Annotated in this window: 16 protein-coding genes; 9 read left to right on the top strand and 7 right to left on the bottom strand. The window is 64.6% G+C overall.

Annotated features, from left to right (window positions below):
* Positions 1-222: 222 nt before the first annotated feature.
* A complete protein-coding gene (gene hppD, locus KVX96_RS07030; RefSeq protein WP_261193625.1) occupies positions 223-1,320 on the bottom strand; it encodes a 4-hydroxyphenylpyruvate dioxygenase in 1,098 nt (365 codons plus the stop codon).
* Between the two features lie 129 nt (positions 1,321-1,449).
* On the opposite strand from hppD, the gene KVX96_RS07025 reads away from it, so the two are divergent.
* From KVX96_RS07025 to cobS, 3 genes are all read left to right on the top strand, one after another.
* Entirely contained in the window at positions 1,450-1,935 is a 486-nt protein-coding gene (locus KVX96_RS07025) for an Lrp/AsnC family transcriptional regulator (RefSeq protein ID WP_261193624.1), read from the top strand.
* Positions 1,936-1,950: 15 nt separating this feature from the next.
* Positions 1,951-3,849, top strand: coding sequence for a cation:proton antiporter (locus tag KVX96_RS07020; RefSeq protein WP_261193623.1), 1,899 nt, complete (start codon positions 1,951-1,953; stop codon positions 3,847-3,849).
* A 103-nt stretch (positions 3,850-3,952) separates the two neighbouring features.
* A complete protein-coding gene (gene cobS, locus KVX96_RS07015; RefSeq protein ID WP_261193622.1) occupies positions 3,953-4,714 on the top strand; it encodes an adenosylcobinamide-GDP ribazoletransferase in 762 nt (253 codons plus the stop codon).
* A gap of 219 nt (positions 4,715-4,933) precedes the next feature.
* On the opposite strand, the gene KVX96_RS07010 is transcribed toward cobS, so the two are convergent.
* From KVX96_RS07010 to KVX96_RS06990, 5 genes are all read right to left on the bottom strand, one after another.
* Complete coding sequence (locus tag KVX96_RS07010) at positions 4,934-5,443, bottom strand: CarD family transcriptional regulator (RefSeq protein WP_261193621.1); 510 nt, start codon at positions 5,441-5,443, stop codon at positions 4,934-4,936.
* Between the two features lie 287 nt (positions 5,444-5,730).
* Entirely contained in the window at positions 5,731-6,069 is a 339-nt protein-coding gene (gene fdxA, locus KVX96_RS07005; RefSeq protein ID WP_261193619.1) for a ferredoxin FdxA, read from the bottom strand.
* A gap of 56 nt (positions 6,070-6,125) precedes the next feature.
* Positions 6,126-6,515, bottom strand: coding sequence for an RNA-binding S4 domain-containing protein (locus KVX96_RS07000; protein WP_261193618.1), 390 nt, complete (start codon positions 6,513-6,515; stop codon positions 6,126-6,128).
* Positions 6,516-9,350: a helicase-related protein gene (locus tag KVX96_RS06995; RefSeq protein WP_261193617.1), complete on the bottom strand. Its 2,835-nt coding sequence runs from the start codon at positions 9,348-9,350 to the stop codon at positions 6,516-6,518.
* A 33-nt stretch (positions 9,351-9,383) separates the two neighbouring features.
* Positions 9,384-9,890, bottom strand: a complete 507-nt coding sequence (locus KVX96_RS06990; protein WP_261193616.1) for a tetratricopeptide repeat protein — start codon at positions 9,888-9,890, stop codon at positions 9,384-9,386.
* Positions 9,891-10,013: 123 nt separating this feature from the next.
* Between KVX96_RS06990 and KVX96_RS06985 the strand changes: the two genes are divergently transcribed.
* From KVX96_RS06985 to KVX96_RS06970, 4 genes are all read left to right on the top strand, one after another.
* Positions 10,014-10,298, top strand: a complete 285-nt coding sequence (locus KVX96_RS06985; protein ID WP_261193615.1) for an SCP2 sterol-binding domain-containing protein — start codon at positions 10,014-10,016, stop codon at positions 10,296-10,298.
* 4 nt (positions 10,299-10,302) lie between these two features.
* Positions 10,303-11,238, top strand: coding sequence for an alpha/beta hydrolase (locus KVX96_RS06980; RefSeq protein ID WP_261193614.1), 936 nt, complete (start codon positions 10,303-10,305; stop codon positions 11,236-11,238).
* 105 nt (positions 11,239-11,343) lie between these two features.
* Positions 11,344-12,549 (top strand): multidrug effflux MFS transporter, encoded by a 1,206-nt coding sequence (locus KVX96_RS06975; RefSeq protein WP_261193613.1) that lies wholly within the window; start codon positions 11,344-11,346, stop codon positions 12,547-12,549.
* An 83-nt stretch (positions 12,550-12,632) separates the two neighbouring features.
* A complete protein-coding gene (locus KVX96_RS06970) occupies positions 12,633-14,459 on the top strand; it encodes a M3 family oligoendopeptidase (RefSeq protein ID WP_261193612.1) in 1,827 nt (608 codons plus the stop codon).
* Between the two features lie 126 nt (positions 14,460-14,585).
* On the opposite strand, the gene KVX96_RS06965 is transcribed toward KVX96_RS06970, so the two are convergent.
* Entirely contained in the window at positions 14,586-14,942 is a 357-nt protein-coding gene (locus KVX96_RS06965; protein WP_261193611.1) for an OB-fold nucleic acid binding domain-containing protein, read from the bottom strand.
* Between the two features lie 172 nt (positions 14,943-15,114).
* Between KVX96_RS06965 and KVX96_RS06960 the strand changes: the two genes are divergently transcribed.
* Both KVX96_RS06960 and KVX96_RS06955 read left to right on the top strand, forming a co-directional pair.
* Positions 15,115-15,438: a 2Fe-2S iron-sulfur cluster-binding protein gene (locus tag KVX96_RS06960; protein WP_261193610.1), complete on the top strand. Its 324-nt coding sequence runs from the start codon at positions 15,115-15,117 to the stop codon at positions 15,436-15,438.
* The gene (locus KVX96_RS06955) at positions 15,438-16,148 is read left to right on the top strand and encodes an FG-GAP repeat domain-containing protein (protein ID WP_261193609.1); all 711 of its coding nucleotides are present in this window, start codon (positions 15,438-15,440) and stop codon (positions 16,146-16,148) included. The genes KVX96_RS06960 and KVX96_RS06955 overlap by 1 nt, the downstream gene beginning before the upstream one ends.
* Positions 16,149-16,152: the final 4 nt, after the last annotated feature.

Below are 16,152 nucleotides of genomic sequence, written 5' to 3'. Positions count from 1 at the left end.
GACTTCGGCTGCGTTGCTGCTGAACCTCGGAAAAATGAACCGCGCAACAGGAACTGTTGCGCCGCGCCGTTCCGCCCCCCCCCGGGGCGGCGCGATTGCGCCACCCCGCGGAAGCGGCGCTCGACCTTAATCGTTGCCTGCTTTCAGCTTGCACTGTCTAAAAACCAAAAGACCCGCAGCTCCTCCTGCCGCGGGCCTTTCCCTGTCGGACTCTGTCCGATCTTATTCGGCGGCGGAAAGCTCGCCGTTGTTGATCTGCTCCTGTTCGATGCTCTCAAACAGCGCCTTGAAGTTGCCTTCCCCGAAACCGTCATCGCCCTTGCGCTGGATGAATTCGAAGAAGATCGGGCCGATCACCGTTTTGGAGAAGATCTGCAGCAGGATCTTCGTCTCGCCGCCATCCACCACACCTTCGCCGTCGATCAGGATGCCGTGTTTCATCATCCGCTCCAGCGGCTCGTCGTGGCCCTGCACGCGGTCGTGGCTCATCTCGTAATAGGCTTTCGGCGGGGCGGGCATGAAGCGCAGGCCGCGATCATAGATCTCATCCGTCGCGCCGTAGATGTCTTCCGTGCCCACGGCGATGTGCTGGATGCCCTCGCCCTTGTACTTCTTCAGATAGGCCACGATCTGCCCCTCCTCGCCGCGATCTTCGTTGATCGGGATGCGGATCTTGCCGCAGGGGCTGGTGAGCGCGCGCGACAGCAGGCCGGTGTATTTGCCCTGAATGTCGAAGAAACGGATTTCGCGGAAGTTGAAGAGATCGCCATAGAACCTGAACCACGTGTCCATGTTGCCCTTGAACACGTTGTGGGTCAGGTGATCGAGGTAGTAGAAGCCAACCCCTTCCGGGTGCGCGTTGGTGATCCAGTCGAATTCCTCGTTGTAAGGGCTCTGCTCGAAATACTGATCGATGAAATAGATCAGCGAGCCACCGATGCCGTAGATGGCGGGCACGTCCATCGTCTTGCCCGCGCCCTCATAGGGCTTTGCGCCCTTGGCGACGGCATGCTGAAACGCGTGCTGGGCGTCCACCACCCGCCAGGCCATCGCGGAGGCGCAGGGGCCGTGTTCTTCGGCGAAAGCAGCGGCGTGGGAGCCGGGCTCCATGTTCAGCACATAGGTGATGTCGCCCTGCTGCCAAAGCTCCACCGCCTTGCGCTTGTGGTTGGCGACATGGACATAGCCCATGCGGGCAAAGAGATCGCGCAGTTCCTGCGGCTCGGGGTGGCAAAACTCGACAAACTCGAAGCCGTCGGTGCCGGCCGGGTTGGCCTCGGTGATCTCGGATTTGGGGGCATCATGCGGGAACGGGCCCATGAAGCATCTCCTGTGCGCGTGCGTTTCGTTTCCTTTGCAAAGAATACACCCGCAACCCCGCGGGATTTGCGCAAAATGCGGCATGATGCGCGGTTGATTCGCGCAAACACCGCATGGGACACTCCCCACATGACCGAAACCCGCACTCAACTTCGCACCCCCCTCGATGCGCAGGACAAACGCCTCCTCGCCGCACTCCAGCGCGATGCCCATCTCACGGCGCAGGATCTGGGCGCGCTGCTGAACCTCTCGCCCTCCCAAGCCGGGCGCAGGCGGCAGCGGCTGGAGGCCGAGGGCTACATTCGCAGCTACGCGGCACGGCTTGATGCCCGCCGCGTCGGGCTGACGGTTCAGGCCTTCGTTCAGGTCTCCATGCAGAGCCACTCCCCCGAAGGGGCCAAGAGCTTCGCGCGGCTGGTGGAAACCCGCCCGGAGGTGATCAGCGCATGGACATTGACCGGCGAAGCGGACTATCTGTTGCGCGTGTATTGCCAAGACCTTTCCGCGCTGAACAGCCTGATTCACGAAGTGCTGCTGCCGCACCCCTCTGTCGCCCGCGTCCAGAGCCAGATCGTGATGGATCAGTTCAAAGCGGATGCGCCGCTGCCCACCTAAGACCACAGGACACCCATGGAATCCTTCCTGTTCCAGGCCACCATCTACTTGCTCGCCGCCGTCATCGCGGTGCCCATCGCCGCGCGGCTGGGGCTGGGTTCGGTGCTGGGCTACCTGATCGCCGGCATCGTGATCGGCCCGCTGATCGGGCTCGTGGGCGATACCGCAGACCTGCAGCATTTCGCCGAATTCGGCGTGGTGATGATGCTCTTCATCATCGGGCTGGAGCTTGAGCCCCACGTGCTCTGGAGCATGCGCCATCGCCTGCTGGGGCTGGGCGGCTTGCAGATCGGGCTGACGACGGGTGTGATCTCTGGCGCGGCGGCCTATATGGGCCAGCCCTGGCCCATTGCCCTTGCCATCGGCCTGACGCTGTCGCTCTCCTCCACCGCCATCGTGCTGCAGACGCTTTCGGAAAAAGGGCTGATGCAGACAACCGGCGGGCGCTCAGCCTTCTCGGTGCTCCTGAGCCAGGACATCGCGGTGATCCCCATGCTGGCCGCCTTTCCGCTGCTGGCCATCACCGGCGTCCACAACCGCCATTCGGCAGCGGCCTCCCACGGCGACAGCGTCGGCGTGGAGCAGGTGGACGGGCTGATCCACTACATTGATGAGATGGAAAGCTGGGAAACCGCACTTGTCACGTTGGGCGTGCTGGCGGCCATCATCCTCTTTGGCATCTTCCTCACCCGGCCGCTGTTTTCCTTCATCCACGCCGCCAAGCTGCGTGAGATGTACACCGCCACGGCCCTGCTGATCGTCGTTGGTATCGCCGCTGTGATGATCGTTCTGGGTATCTCGCCCGCCCTCGGGGCCTTCCTTGCGGGCGTGGTGCTGGCCAACACCGAGTTCCGCCACGAGCTTGAAAGCAACATCGAGCCCTTCAAAGGGCTCTTGCTGGGGCTCTTTTTCATCACCGTGGGCGCGGGCATCGATTTTGGCCGGCTCTGGGCCGATGTGACCGACATCATCGGCCTCACGCTGCTGCTGATGCTGATGAAAGGGCTCGTTCTCTTCGCGCTCGGCACGCTCTTCCGCCTGCGCGGCGCGCACCGCTGGCTGTTCACGCTCAGCCTCGCTCAGGCGGGCGAGTTCGGCTTCGTCCTTCTCAGCTTCGGCACGCAAACCAATGTTTTTCCAAGCGATCTGAGCGACAAGCTCCTGCTGGTGGTGGCGCTCTCCATGCTGCTCACCCCGCTCTTCTTCATCCTCTATGAGGTCTTAGCCAAACGCTCCGGCAAGCGGCGCAAGGCGGCGGAATCGTTTGACGAGATCGACACCAAGGGCCCCATCATCATCGCCGGGATCGGCCGCTTCGGGCAGGTGGTGAACCGCGTGGTGCGCTCGGCTGGGTTTGACACCGTGGTGCTCGACAATGATCTGAACGCGATCCAGCAGATGCGCCGCTATGGCTACAAGAGCTTCTTCGGCGATCCCACCCGGCCCGAGTTGCTGCATGCCGCAGGGCTGAAAACCGCCCGCGTGCTGGTGGTGGCGATGGACGACGAGGACGCCGCCGTCCGCCTCACCCAGCACGCCCGGCGCGAACGGCCCGATCTGCATATCGTCGCCCGCGCCCATGATCGCAGCCACGTCTACCAGCTCTACCAGGCCGGCGCGAATGACATCGTGCGCGAGATGTTTGACTCATCCTTGCGCGCGGGCCGCTACGTGCTCGAAAACATCGGCCTCGATGAATACGAGGCCAGCGTCGCCGAAACCGCCTTCTACAAACACGATCGCTACGCGGTGCGCGAATTGGCCAAACTCTGGCAGCCGGGCGTGCGGGCCGAGAACAACCCGGCCTATCTGGCGCGCGTGCGCGAGTTGGAGGATGAGCTGCACACAACGCTTCTGACGCAGCTTGATGCCATCGCCGACAGCCGCAAGGCCAACAAGGACGCCGCCGAATAGCCGGGGCTGGTGCGCACGGAATCGGGCCTTGCCCGCCTAAACCCTTGCCATGAGGCGCAATTTCATGCGCTAAACGGGGAAAGCCACCAAACGGAGCCCCGCGTTGCCCTTTCGCCCTGCCCTCTCCGACATCCCTGCCGCCATCGGGTTGCTGACACGGCTGCCGGTGCCGGTGGATGCCGAACGCGCGCAGGCGCGCGGCGCGGCGGGCGCATGGGCCTATCCGGTCGCCGGTTTGCTTGTTGGTGCCATCACAGGGCTCACCGCCCTTGCGGCAGGCTGCCTTGGCCTGCCCCCTGCCCTTGCCGCCGCGCTGGCGCTTTGCGTGCAGATCGCCACGACGGGCGCACTGCATGAAGACGGGCTTGCGGATGTGGCGGACGGCTTCTGGGGCGGCTGGGACAAGGCCCGGCGGCTGGAGATCATGAAGGACAGCCGCATCGGCACGTATGGCGTGCTGGCACTGGTGGCGAGCTTCGCGCTGCGTTGGTGTGCGCTCGCGAGCCTCTGCACGCTGGGCAATCCCTTCTGGGTCCTTCTCGCGCTTGGGGCGCTCACGCGCGTGCCGATGGTGCTCCTGATGGCCGCCATGACCAACGCGCGCGGCAGCGGGCTTGCGGCCAGCGTGGGCCGCCCGCCCGCGCAGGCCGCGTGGCTGGCACTAGGGTGCGGCGTGCTGGCGGCGCTGGCGTTCGTCGGGATCGGCGCGAGCATTGCCCTGCTGGTCTGGGGCGGGCTGGCCTGCGCCGGGTTGGCCGCTGTGGCGAAAACCAAGATCGGCGGGCAAACCGGCGATGTGCTGGGGGCCTGCCAACAGGTGGCCGAGATCACCGGGTTGATGGTGCTCGTTGCCCTGCTGGATTGAGCACCACACCAGCAAGAGTTCTCACTTTTTTGCCCAACAGGCACTGTTGGGCCGCGCCGTCCCGCCCCCGTCAAACCGTAGGTTTGCCTCCGGCAAAACAGGGCGGCGCGATTGCGCCACCCCTCGGGACGGCGCTACCGTCGAGCCAGTGTCAAAACCCAACAAAAAACCGCCGCTGGCAGGAACCAACGGCGGTTTCTTTTCGAAATCCCGAAAGGATCAGGCGGCGCGGGAAAGCAGGACCTCGTCCACGCGTTTCTGGGCCTTGTCCTCGTCGGTGCCGGCCACAGCCGCCACTTCGCGGGTCAGACGCTCCAGCGCGGCTTCGTAGAGCTGGCGCTCGGAGTAGCTTTGCTCACGCTGATCATCGGTGCGGTGCAGATCGCGCACCACTTCCGCGATGGAGATCAGATCGCCGGAGTTGATCTTTTGCTCGTATTCCTGCGCCCGGCGGGACCACATGGCCCGTTTCACCTTCGCCTTGCCCTTCAGCGTGTCCATCGCCTTGGAGACGATGTCGGGGCTGGAGAGCGTGCGCATGCCGACTTCGGCGGCCTTGTGGGTGGGAACGCGGAGCGTCATCTTGTCTTTTTCGAAAGAGATGACGAAGAGCTCAAGCTGAATTCCCGCGATTTCCTGCTCCTCGATGGAGAGGATCTTGCCAACGCCATGGGCCGGGTAGACCACAAAATCGTCAGGGCGGAACTCAGATTTCTTCGCTTTGGTCATTCAGTTACTTCCTCAAGAGGCCCCGGCACGGGCAGCGTGTCAGACACGTTACGGCGCATACGGCAGGTACCGCATCCGATCCTGATCTGTAGCGCTAAAAAACCATCCTACAGGCGAGCAGCACTGTGGATGGGGCCAGGTGTCCATGCTTCATTTACAGGATCATCATAGCATATTTTGCCGCCCTGTGACAGAGCGGCGTATGCATAGCGGAAATGCCCTTACGCGTAAGGGTTTTCAGCGTTTTCAAGGCGATCGGGCACAGGCTGCGCCGACCGCTTGGCGAATCAGCCGCCCTCGCCGGGTGCTTCGGAGAAATATTTCTCCATCTTGCCCTCTTCACCATCCCGGTCTTCCGCCTCCGGCAGAGGATCCTTCTTGGTGATGATCACGGGCCACAGTTCAGAATACTTCCGGTTGAACTCGACCCACTTTTCCATGTCCGGCTCGGTGTCCGGGCGGATCGCGTCTGCCGGGCACTCGGGCTCACAGACGCCGCAGTCGATGCATTCGTCCGGGTGGATCACCAGCGTGTTTTCGCCCTCGTAGAAGCAATCCACGGGGCAAACCTCGACGCAGTCGGTGTATTTGCAGGCGATGCAGTTCTCGGTGACGACATAGGTCATTGCGGCTCAACCACTTCGTTTCATCTTTGGACGCCTAGCTAGAACGAAGCGGCGCATCATTCAAGCTCTGTCCCCCGGGAAAGGAGGGAATTGCGGCGATCCTTCTTCGTGGGCCGCCCTTTTCCCTCGAATTTCGGGGCGGGCGGAACGGGCTCCCAGTGCAGGGTTTCCGCCGGGGTCTGATCCTCGTAGAGCGCCTGCGCCTCCGGTGCCGGGCCGCGGCGCTCCGAAAGCGCCACGATGCGCACCACGCGGATCACGCGCCCCTGCGGGAAAGTCAGCACATCGCCGGGGGCCACCGCGTAGGAGGCCTTGGCGATCTTGGTGCCATCCACCCGCAGGTGCCCGCCCGTCACGATCTTGGCGGCGAGGCTGCGCGTCTTGAAAAAACGCGCATGCCAGAGCCATTTGTCGATGCGCAGGGAGGGCCGCGGGGTGTCGCTCACCTAGCGTTTATCCTTGAGCCCCATCAGCGCGGCGGCGAAGGGGTTGTCCGGGTCAATCGGCTTTTCCTTGCGGGGCGGGCGCGCGCTGAAGGTCTTGGCCTTGCCGCCGCCGCCCTTCTGGTCGGGGCCGCCGCGTTTGCCTTTCGGCTTGCCCTTGCCCTGCGGGCGCTCGCCGCGCTCGCCGCCTGTGCCACCGGACCGCGCCGGGCGATCCCCGCCGGTGCGGCGCGGGCGCTGGGTGCGGGCCCAGGTGAAGGTGTAGAAGACCTCGGTTTCCGGCTCGCCAGCGTCTTCCGCCGGAGCCTCAGCTTCAGCAGCCACCTCGGCAGGCGCGTCTGCGGCTGCTTCGGCCACAGGCGCTTCTACCGGAGCTTCCTCGGCGGCAGGCGCGGCGTCGGCTTCAGGGGCCGCTTCGGCTGTGGCCTCAGGGGCCGCAACTTCAGGCGCAACCGCTTCGGGCGCGGCTTTCACTTTCGCGCGCTCGCCCTTCTCGGCCTTGTAGCCAAGGCCCTCCATCAGGGCGGCGAATTGCTCCAGCGTCATGCCGGTGATCGAGAGCATGTCGGCGTTGGCCTCAAAGCCAGCGCGGCTGTCCTGCGCGCGCAGCATGTCGGCGAGGCGCTCCAGCATGTCGATGCGGATCGCGCGGGCGCCTGCGATACGGTAGCCCGACATCGCATCCGCGCCCTCGACCGTGCCATCGACGACGGGGATCGTCACGAGGCCCGGCGGCGGGCTTTCGGGGAATTCCTGCAGGCCCTTGGCCAGCGACCAGAGCACGAGGCGCAGGCGCGTGGGCGCGGGTTTCAGCAGCAGCGGCATGAAGATCGTGTACTGGCCGAAGCGGATGCCGTGTTTGCGCAGCATGGCGCGGGTGTCCTGATCGAGATCCTTCACCTCTTGCGCCACCTGATCGCGGGGCAGGATGCCGAAGGCTTCGATCAGCCGGAAGGCAAAGCCGCGCGCGATGCCGGTGAGGGCTTCGTCGCGCTGCATGGCGGTGAGCGGCTCAAACAGCGTGGCGACCTTGCGGTCGATGAAATGCTGCAGGCGGCGCTGCACCTTCTGGATCACCTCGGGCCCGGCTTCTTCGTCCACGAAGGCCTCGGCGCGGGGTTTCAGCGCATCATCGCCGGCCACGAGCTTGCCCACGGCGTGCTGGCCCCACATCAGGCCACCCTGCTCGGTGAAGTCGATCTCGGTGTCGGGCGCGTTGTAGAAACGATCCGCGCGCAGGTGGAACTCGGGCTTCAGGGCCTGCAGGCTCGCGGTGCGCAGCGTCTTGGCCTCATCGGGGCTGGCGCTCTTGTCCTGCTTGAAGCGGAAACCCTCAAGACGGCCGACGAATTCGCCCTCAACCGTCACTTCACCTTTGTCGTTCACGTCGGCCACAAGGCCCTCCTTCTGCTTCAACCGCCGCAGCAACACAGAGGTGCGCCGGTCAACAAATCTTTGGGTCAGACGCGCATGAAGGGCATCCGACAGGCGGTCTTCTACCGCGCGGGTCGCCTCGCGCCAATGGTTTTCGTCATCGAGCCAGCCGTTTCGCTGTGCGACATACGTCCACGTGCGAATAAAGGCCAATCTTTTGGACAGCGTGTCAATCTCGCCATCGGTGCGGTCGATGCGCTTGACCTGCCGCGCGAACCAATCGTCCGGCACCCGACCAAGGTCCATCAGGAAGCGGAAGATCTCTTCCAGAAGGCTGGCGTGTTCGGCATGTGAGATGCCCCGGAAATCGGGAATGCGGCAGACGTCCCAGAGCCGTTTCACCGCGTCACCGCCCACCGCGCGCTCCATCACCATGCCCGAGGCCGCCAGCGATTTCAGCGCCAGAAGATCGTCGCTGTCGCGGGTGCGGGTGAGCCATTCGTCGCTCGTGGTGTCCTCCAGCGAGGCGATGAGGCGCGGCACGGTGGAGAACTGCAGGCTGGCGTTGCGCCAGTAAAGTTTGCGCACCGGCGGGAAGCGGTGCTCGCAAATCGCTTCGGCCACCTCATCCAGAAGCGGCGGGGCCTCGCCTGTCACGCCAAAAGTGCCGTGGTTCATGTGCCGCCCGGCCCGGCCTGCGATCTGGCCCAGCTCGGCGGCCTGCAAGGGGCGCATCCGGCGGCCGTCGAACTTGGTGAGCGAGGAGAAGGCGACGTGGTTGATGTCGAGGTTCAGCCCCATGCCGATGGCGTCGGTCGCCACCAGATAATCCACGTCGCCGTTCTGGTAGAGCTCCACCTGCGCGTTGCGCGTGCGCGGGCTGAGTGCGCCCATGACGACAGCCGCGCCCCCTTTCTGGCGGCGCAGCAGCTCGGCGATGGCATAGACATTATCCACCGAAAAGCCGACGATGGCAGAGCGTGCCACCATGCGACTGATCTTCTTCTGGCCGGTATAGGTCAGCTCGGAAAACCGTTCGCGGCTCACGAATTCCACGCCCTTCACCAGCCCGGCGATGGCCCCGCGCATGGTGTCGGAGCCCAGAAACAGGGTTTCGTGCAGGCCCCGCGCGCGCAGCAGGCGATCGGTGAACACATGGCCGCGCTCCGGATCGGCGCAAAGCTGGATTTCATCGATGGCCACGAAATCCGCGCCGATGCCCTCGGGCATCGCCTCCACGGTGCAGACCCAATACTGGGTGCGCGGCGGCACGATGCGCTCTTCGCCGGTCACGAGCGCCACCACATTGGGCCCGCGCAGGGCGACGATGCGGTCATAGACCTCGCGCGCCAGAAGGCGCAGCGGCAGGCCGATCACGCCTGTCCGGTGGCCCAGCATCCGCTCGATGGCGTAATGCGTCTTGCCGGTGTTCGTCGGGCCGAGAACGGCCTTGATCGTTGCCATGGGAGCCTTCGCGCCTGCGGTTACCTCTGCGGCTTACAGATCGAGGCCGCCGACCTCTTTCTCAAGCCTTTCCACTGCGCTGATTATGTCAGGGCGGTGGGGATGTATAGCCAGCACCTCGCGATAGGCGGCGAGCGCGTCCTTGGGGTAACCTAGTTGCTCCATGATCATCCCAAGCCCCGAGAGCGCGCCGAAGTGGCGCGGGTTGAGCGAGAGCGTGACCTGAATATCGTTTATCGAGGGGCCAAAGAGCCCGGCCTGAAAATAGGCCGTGGCCCGGCCATTCCAGCCCTCGGCAAACTCCGGCGCGTGATCCACCAGGGATGAGAAATGCCAGATCGCGGCGTTTACGTCGCCGGCCTGCAGCGCGGCGCGGCCCTTTTCCAGCAGCAGATCGAAGGTATCGGAGCCCGAGCGGGACCAGGCCTGCCAGATCTCGCCCTCGACAGTTTCCCAGTTTTCGTTGTTTTCATCGGCCAGTTGCTCAAAAAGAGCATCCAGATCGTCCACCCCGTCAGCAAAGGCTGACGCGGGCGTCAAAAACAGCGAAAGTGCCGCAACGGTATATTTGAGGAACTGGCTTACAGATCGCATAACACTAGGGAGTTTAGCTCCCGCACCGCAAAAAGCGAGTGCCGGCACATCACATTTCGGAGGATACCCATGAGCGACATCATCACCACCGCCGTAGCCGCCCTGTCTGAGAAAATCGACAGCTTCGACGGCTCCGCCAAATTCGTCATCGAAGGCGAAGGCTCCATCGTGATCGATTCGGACGGCGTGCGCGCCTCCGACGACGAGGCCGACGTCACCATGACGGCGGACGCAGAGACGTTCCAGTCCATCCTCGACGGCGATCTGAACCCGACCGCAGCCTTCATGGGCGGCAAGCTCACCGTGGACGGCGACATGGGCGCTGCGATGAAACTCGGCGCAGCGCTGGGTTAAGCACATGGAGCAGGCCCCGCTGTTTGAGGATGTGGCCGAAGCCCCCGCCGGGGGCGCGGCCTATTGGCTGAAAACGGCGGATGGCCTGCGCATTCGCGTGGCAGCCTGGGGCAAGGAGGGGGCGAAAGGCACCGTCCTGCTGTTTCCCGGGCGCACCGAATACATCGAGAAATACGGCCGCGCGGTTGGCGAATTGCATGCGCGCGGCTTCGCCAGCCTCGTGGTGGACTGGCGCGGACAGGGGCTTTCGGACCGGCTGACCGCCGACCGCGCCACCGGCCATGTGCATATCTTTCACGACTACCAGCACGATGTGCAGGCAGCCCTGCAGGCCGCACGCAATCTGGATCTGCCCGAACCCTACTATCTTCTGGCCCATTCCATGGGCGGCTGCATCGGGCTGCGGGCCTTGCAGAACGGGCTGCCCGTGAAAGCGGCGGCCTTCACCGGGCCGATGTGGGGCATCGTGATCGAGCCGTGGCGCAAGCCCTTCGCGCTTGGGCTCTCCTGGCTCAGCCGTAAGCTCTCCTTCCCCCATGTCCGCGCGCCCGGCACCGGCGGCGAAACCTACGTGAAGCAGGCCCCGTTCGAGGACAACATGCTCACTACGGATCCTGAGATGTTTGCCTATATGAAACGGCAAACAGACGCCCACCCCGAGCTGGCGCTCGGCGGGCCCTCGCTGGGCTGGCTGGATGAGGCCCTCACCGAATGCCGCGCCCTGATGGCGATGGAGGCCCCGGATCTGCCCACACTCACCTTCCTTGGCACCAACGAGCGGATCGTCAGCAAGGATGCGATCGTGCTCTACAAGAAGGGTTGGCCGCGCGGCACGCTTGAGATCGTCGACGGGGCCGAGCACGAAGCCATGATGGAGGCCCCGGCCCTGCGCGACCGCGTCTTCGACATGACGGCCGCGCATTTCGCCAGCCACAGCTAAGGTCGCACTCCGCTTCATCAATCCCGATTGCACCTGCGCCCTGCCCCATGCTAGCCGTGGCCGGGCCGCTGCGAGCACTTCTGCGGGCGGCGGAAAGGCTTTCGCATGTTCACCCCCGCCACCACGCCCCCCCGTCTGGCCACACTGATCGGCCTCACGGCGCTGGCGATCCTGACGCTGAACCTCTTCCTGCCCACCCTGCCCCAGATCGCGGCGGACCTGCAGGCCGACTACGCGCTGGTGAACCTCTCGGTGGCGGGCTACCTCGCCCTCACGGCCCTGCTGCAACTCATCGCCGGCCCGCTGTCGGACCGCTTCGGCCGCCGCCCGGTGATGCTGATCGCGCTTGCGGGCTTCTGCGTGGCCTCCGTCGGCGCGGCACTGGCGGAAAGCATCACCGCCTTTCTGGCCTGGCGCGTAGCCCAAGGCAGCATCATTGCCGGCGTGGCCCTCTCCCGCGCCATCGTGCGCGACATGTTCGACCCGCAGGAAGCCACAAGCAAGCTGGGCTATATCTCCATGATCATGGCCATCGCGCCGATGCTCGGCCCAATCCTTGGCGGCGTGGTGGGCGAGTTCTACGGCTGGCGCGGCAACTTCTGGATCTTCGCGGGCTTCGGCGCGGTGATGCTCTGGGCCACTTGGGCGGATCTGGGCGAAACCAACGCCTACAAAGGCCGCCCGATGCGCGAACAGTTCCAGAGCTACCCCGAGCTTCTGCGCTCCCGCCGCTTTTGGGGCTACGCGCTCTGCCTCGGCTTCTCGGTTGGGGCCTTTTACGCCTTCCTCGGCGGCGCGCCGCTGGTGGCCACGGTGGTGTTTGACCTTTCCCCCGCCATGCAGGGCGTGGTGATCGGCTTCACCACGGTGGGCTTCTTCTTCGGCTCCTTCGCCGCTGGGCGGCTGGGCAAACGCATCCCCCTCACCACGATGATGCTCGCAGGCCGCCTGCTCTCCTTCGGTGGCATGGCCCTTGGCCTTGCGGTGATGCTCGCCGGGTTCGTGACGGTACCGGTGCTTCTGGCAAGCGTCGTCTTCGTCGGGCTCGGCAACGGGCTCACCCTGCCCTCGGCCAGCGCCGGTGTGCTCTCTGTGCGGCCCGAACTGGCGGGCAGTGCCTCGGGGCTGTCGGGCGCGCTGATGGTGGGCGGCGGCGCGGTGATGACGTGGGCCACGGGCCACGCCGTGGCCGCGCACCCAAGTGCGCCGCTCCTTCTGATGATGATGCTCGCCTCGATCCTGATCTCGCTCGCCGCCGCGCTCTGGGTCATCGCAGTGGATCGGCAAATCGCGGCACAAAGCGAGGCCTGAGCCCGCAATCACGCCGCCTTCCCTTGAACCTTCCCGCTCCCGCGCCCTATGTCTTGGGGCAACACAGACACATGAGGTTTTGCATGAAGCTCGCTTTCCCCGCTCCCGTATATGACGCCAACGCCGCCTCTGGTGCGGGCAAGTTCGGCGATCTGCCCGAATGGGACCTGAGCGATCTCTACAAGGCCGAGGACGCGCCGGAGCTGACGCGCGACATGGCCTGGCTGGAGAAAGCCTGCGCCGATTTCGCTTCCACCTATCAGGGCAAACTGGCCGATTTGGACGCCGATGGCCTGCTGGCCTGCGTGGAAGCCTACGAAAAGATCGATCTGATCGCCGGGCGCATCATGTCCTTCGCGGGGCTGCGCTACTACCAGATCACCACGGATTCGGGCCGCGCCAAATTCATGGCCGACTGTCAGGACAAGATCACCGATTACACCACACCGCTCGTCTTCTACACGCTGGAAATCAACCGCATCGAGGATGAAAAGCTGCAGGCGATGTTTGCCGGGAACGAAGCACTCGCCCGCTACAAGCCGATCTTCGACCGCCTGCGCGCGATGAAGCCGCACCAGCTGTCCGACGAGTTGGAACACTTCCTGCACGACACCTCCACCGTCGGCGCTGCCGCCTGGAACCGCCTCTTCGACGAAACCATCGCGGGGCTGACGTTTGAAATCGACGGCGAAGAGCTGAACCTCGAAGCCACGCTGAACTTCCTCACCGAGCAGGACCGCAGCAAGCGCGAAGCCGCCGCCCATGAGCTGGCACGGGTTTTTGGTGAGAACGTGAAACTCTTCGCCCGCGTGCACAACACGCTCGCCAAAGAGAAGGAAATCGAGGACCGCTGGCGCAAGATGCCCACGCCGCAAACCGGCCGCCACCTCGCAAACCACGTGGAGCCGGAAGTGGTGGAAGCGCTGCGCGATGCCGTCGTGGCCGCCTACCCGAAGCTCTCGCACCGCTACTACGCGTTGAAAGCGAAATGGCTGGGGCTTGAGCGCATGCAGGTCTGGGATCGCAACGCGCCCCTGCCCACGGAGGACATGAAAACCGTCGATTGGGCCACCGCGCGCCAAACGGTGATGGAGGCCTACGGGGCGTTTGATCCGAAAATGGCCGAGTTAGCCGAACCCTTCTTCGAAAAAGGCTGGATCGACGCCGGCGTGAAGCCCGGCAAGGCCCCCGGCGCCTTCGCGCACCCCACGGTGACAGATGTGCACCCCTATGTGATGCTGAACTACCTCGGCAAACCGCGCGACGTGATGACGCTCGCCCACGAGTTGGGCCACGGCGTGCACCAGGTGCTGGCGGCCAAACAGGGCGAGCTTCTGTCCTCAACCCCGCTCACGCTGGCCGAAACGGCCTCTGTGTTTGGCGAAATGCTCACCTTCCGCAAGCTGCTCGATGCCGCGCAAACCAAGGCCGAACGCAAGACGCTGCTGGCGGGCAAGGTCGAAGACATGATCAACACTGTGGTGCGCCAGATCGCCTTCTACGATTTCGAGTGCAAACTCCACGCCGCCCGTGCGGAAGGCGAGCTGACGCCCGAAGACATCAACGCGCTCTGGATGAGCGTGCAGGCCGAAAGCCTCGGCCCCGTCTTCGACTTCATGGAGGGCTATGAGACCTTCTGGGCCTATATCCCTCACTTCGTGCACTCGCCCTTCTACGTCTACGCCTATGCTTTCGGCGACGGGCTCGTGAACGCGCTCTATGCCGTCTACGAGGAAGGCGATTCCGACTTCCAGAAGAAATACTTCGACATGCTGGAAGCCGGGGGGTCCAAACACCATTCTGAGCTGCTCGCCCCCTTCGGTCTCGATGCGGCGGATCCGAAGTTCTGGGACAAGGGGCTTTCGATGATCTCCGGCATGATCGACGAGCTCGAAGCGCTGGAAGAGTAACTTTCTAGCCTCCGGCGGGGATATTTTCCGAACAAAGTGGGGCCCCATCACCGAATTGGGGCCCCTTTCATCTTGGCAAAAATGTCCCGGGGGTGCGGGGGCAGCGCCCCCGCGCTTTACAGCCGCTCACGCAAGCCCCTCGGGCTGGGTGAGCCGGTCCAGCAGGGCAGAGATGTCTTCCACATGCTCGGCCACCACATGCACCACGCCGCTTTCGCGCTGGATGCGCCCGGTCACCCGCAGGAGCCGGCCCGAGATCACCGCGCGGCGGAAGCGCTCATAAACGTTTTGCCAGACGACGATGTTGCTCACCCCGGTTTCATCCTCCAGCGTGAGAAAGATCACCCCTTTCGCGGTGCCGGGCCTTTGGCGCACCAGCACGAGCCCGGCCACGCAGATGCGCGCGCCCTCGGGGGGCTCGTTCAGCCGCGCATGGGGCAGGCAGGCCGGGGGGCGCGGCCAGGGGGAGGCGGGCACAGTCATGAGAACAAATATAGAACATAAGGCTTTGCAGGCAAGGCCCGGTGCCGCTCCGGCGAAAAAGTGAGCAATTGCCACTGGCGCGGCCTGCCCCCCGCCGCTAAGTCAGGCGTTGGCGCTGCTGGCACGCGCGCCTGTCTAGCGACGACGACAGCAAGGACGACAGAGGCAGAACATGGCGAAGATCACTTATATCGAGCACAACGGCACCCGGCATGAGGTCGAGGTGGCCAACGGCCTGACCGTGATGGAAGGCGCGCGCGACAACAACATCCCCGGCATCGAGGCCGATTGCGGCGGCGCCTGCGCCTGCTCCACCTGCCACGTCTATGTGGATCCCGACTGGGCAGAGAAGATCCCGGCGAAGGATCCGATGGAAGAGGACATGCTGGATTTCGCCTATCAGCCCGATCCCGCCCGCTCCCGCCTGACCTGCCAGATTAAGGTGACGGACGCGCTGGACGGGCTCGTGGTGCAAATGCCTGAAAAGCAGATCTGATGCGCGCGGCGGCTTGCGCCTTCGCCGCAGCCCTGCTGGCGGCCCTGCCCGCCGGGGCTGCGCCGGTGATCGCCGCCGCCACTTATGACGATCCCACAACCCGCTACGCCCATGGCGTTCTGGGCGATGCCATCGAGCACGGCACGCTGGTGCTGGCGTTCACCGACGGCTCCGCCCGCCGCTTCGTGCTGCCTGAGAGCCGTGTCTTCGAAGACACCGCCCCGCGCCTCGCCGATCTGGATACAGACGGCGCGCCCGAGGTGATCGTGGTGGAGTCCGATCAGCGCCGTGGCGCGCGGCTTGCCGTCTATGGGCCGAACGGCTTGATCACCGCCACGCCCTATATCGGCACCGCCAACCGCTGGCTTGCCCCGATCGGCGCGGCGGATCTGGACGGCGACGGCACGGTGGACATCGCCTATGTCGACCGCCCACATCTGGCGCGCGTCTTGCGCGTCTGGCGGTTTGAAAACGGACAGCTCACCGAGATTGCCCAAGATGCAGGGTACAGCAACCATCGCATCGGCGAGGATTTCATCACTGGCGGCATCCGCACCTGCGCCGGTGGGCCGGAACTGGTACTCCCGGAGGCGCGCTGGCAGCGGCTCAAGGCTGTAAGACTAGAGGGCAACCGCCTCAAGGCGCGCGACGCCGGAGCGTTTGATGGCCCCAGCAGCGTTGCGGCGGCGCTCGCCTGTAAAGAGCGCTAACTGA

Origin of the sequence: Pseudoruegeria sp. SHC-113, from assembly GCF_025376885.1 — a bacterium.
Taxonomy (GTDB): Bacteria; Pseudomonadota; Alphaproteobacteria; order Rhodobacterales; family Rhodobacteraceae; genus Pseudoruegeria.
The sequence above is the reverse complement of the archived record's forward strand: the minus strand, read 5'-3'. Positions and strand labels throughout refer to the sequence as shown.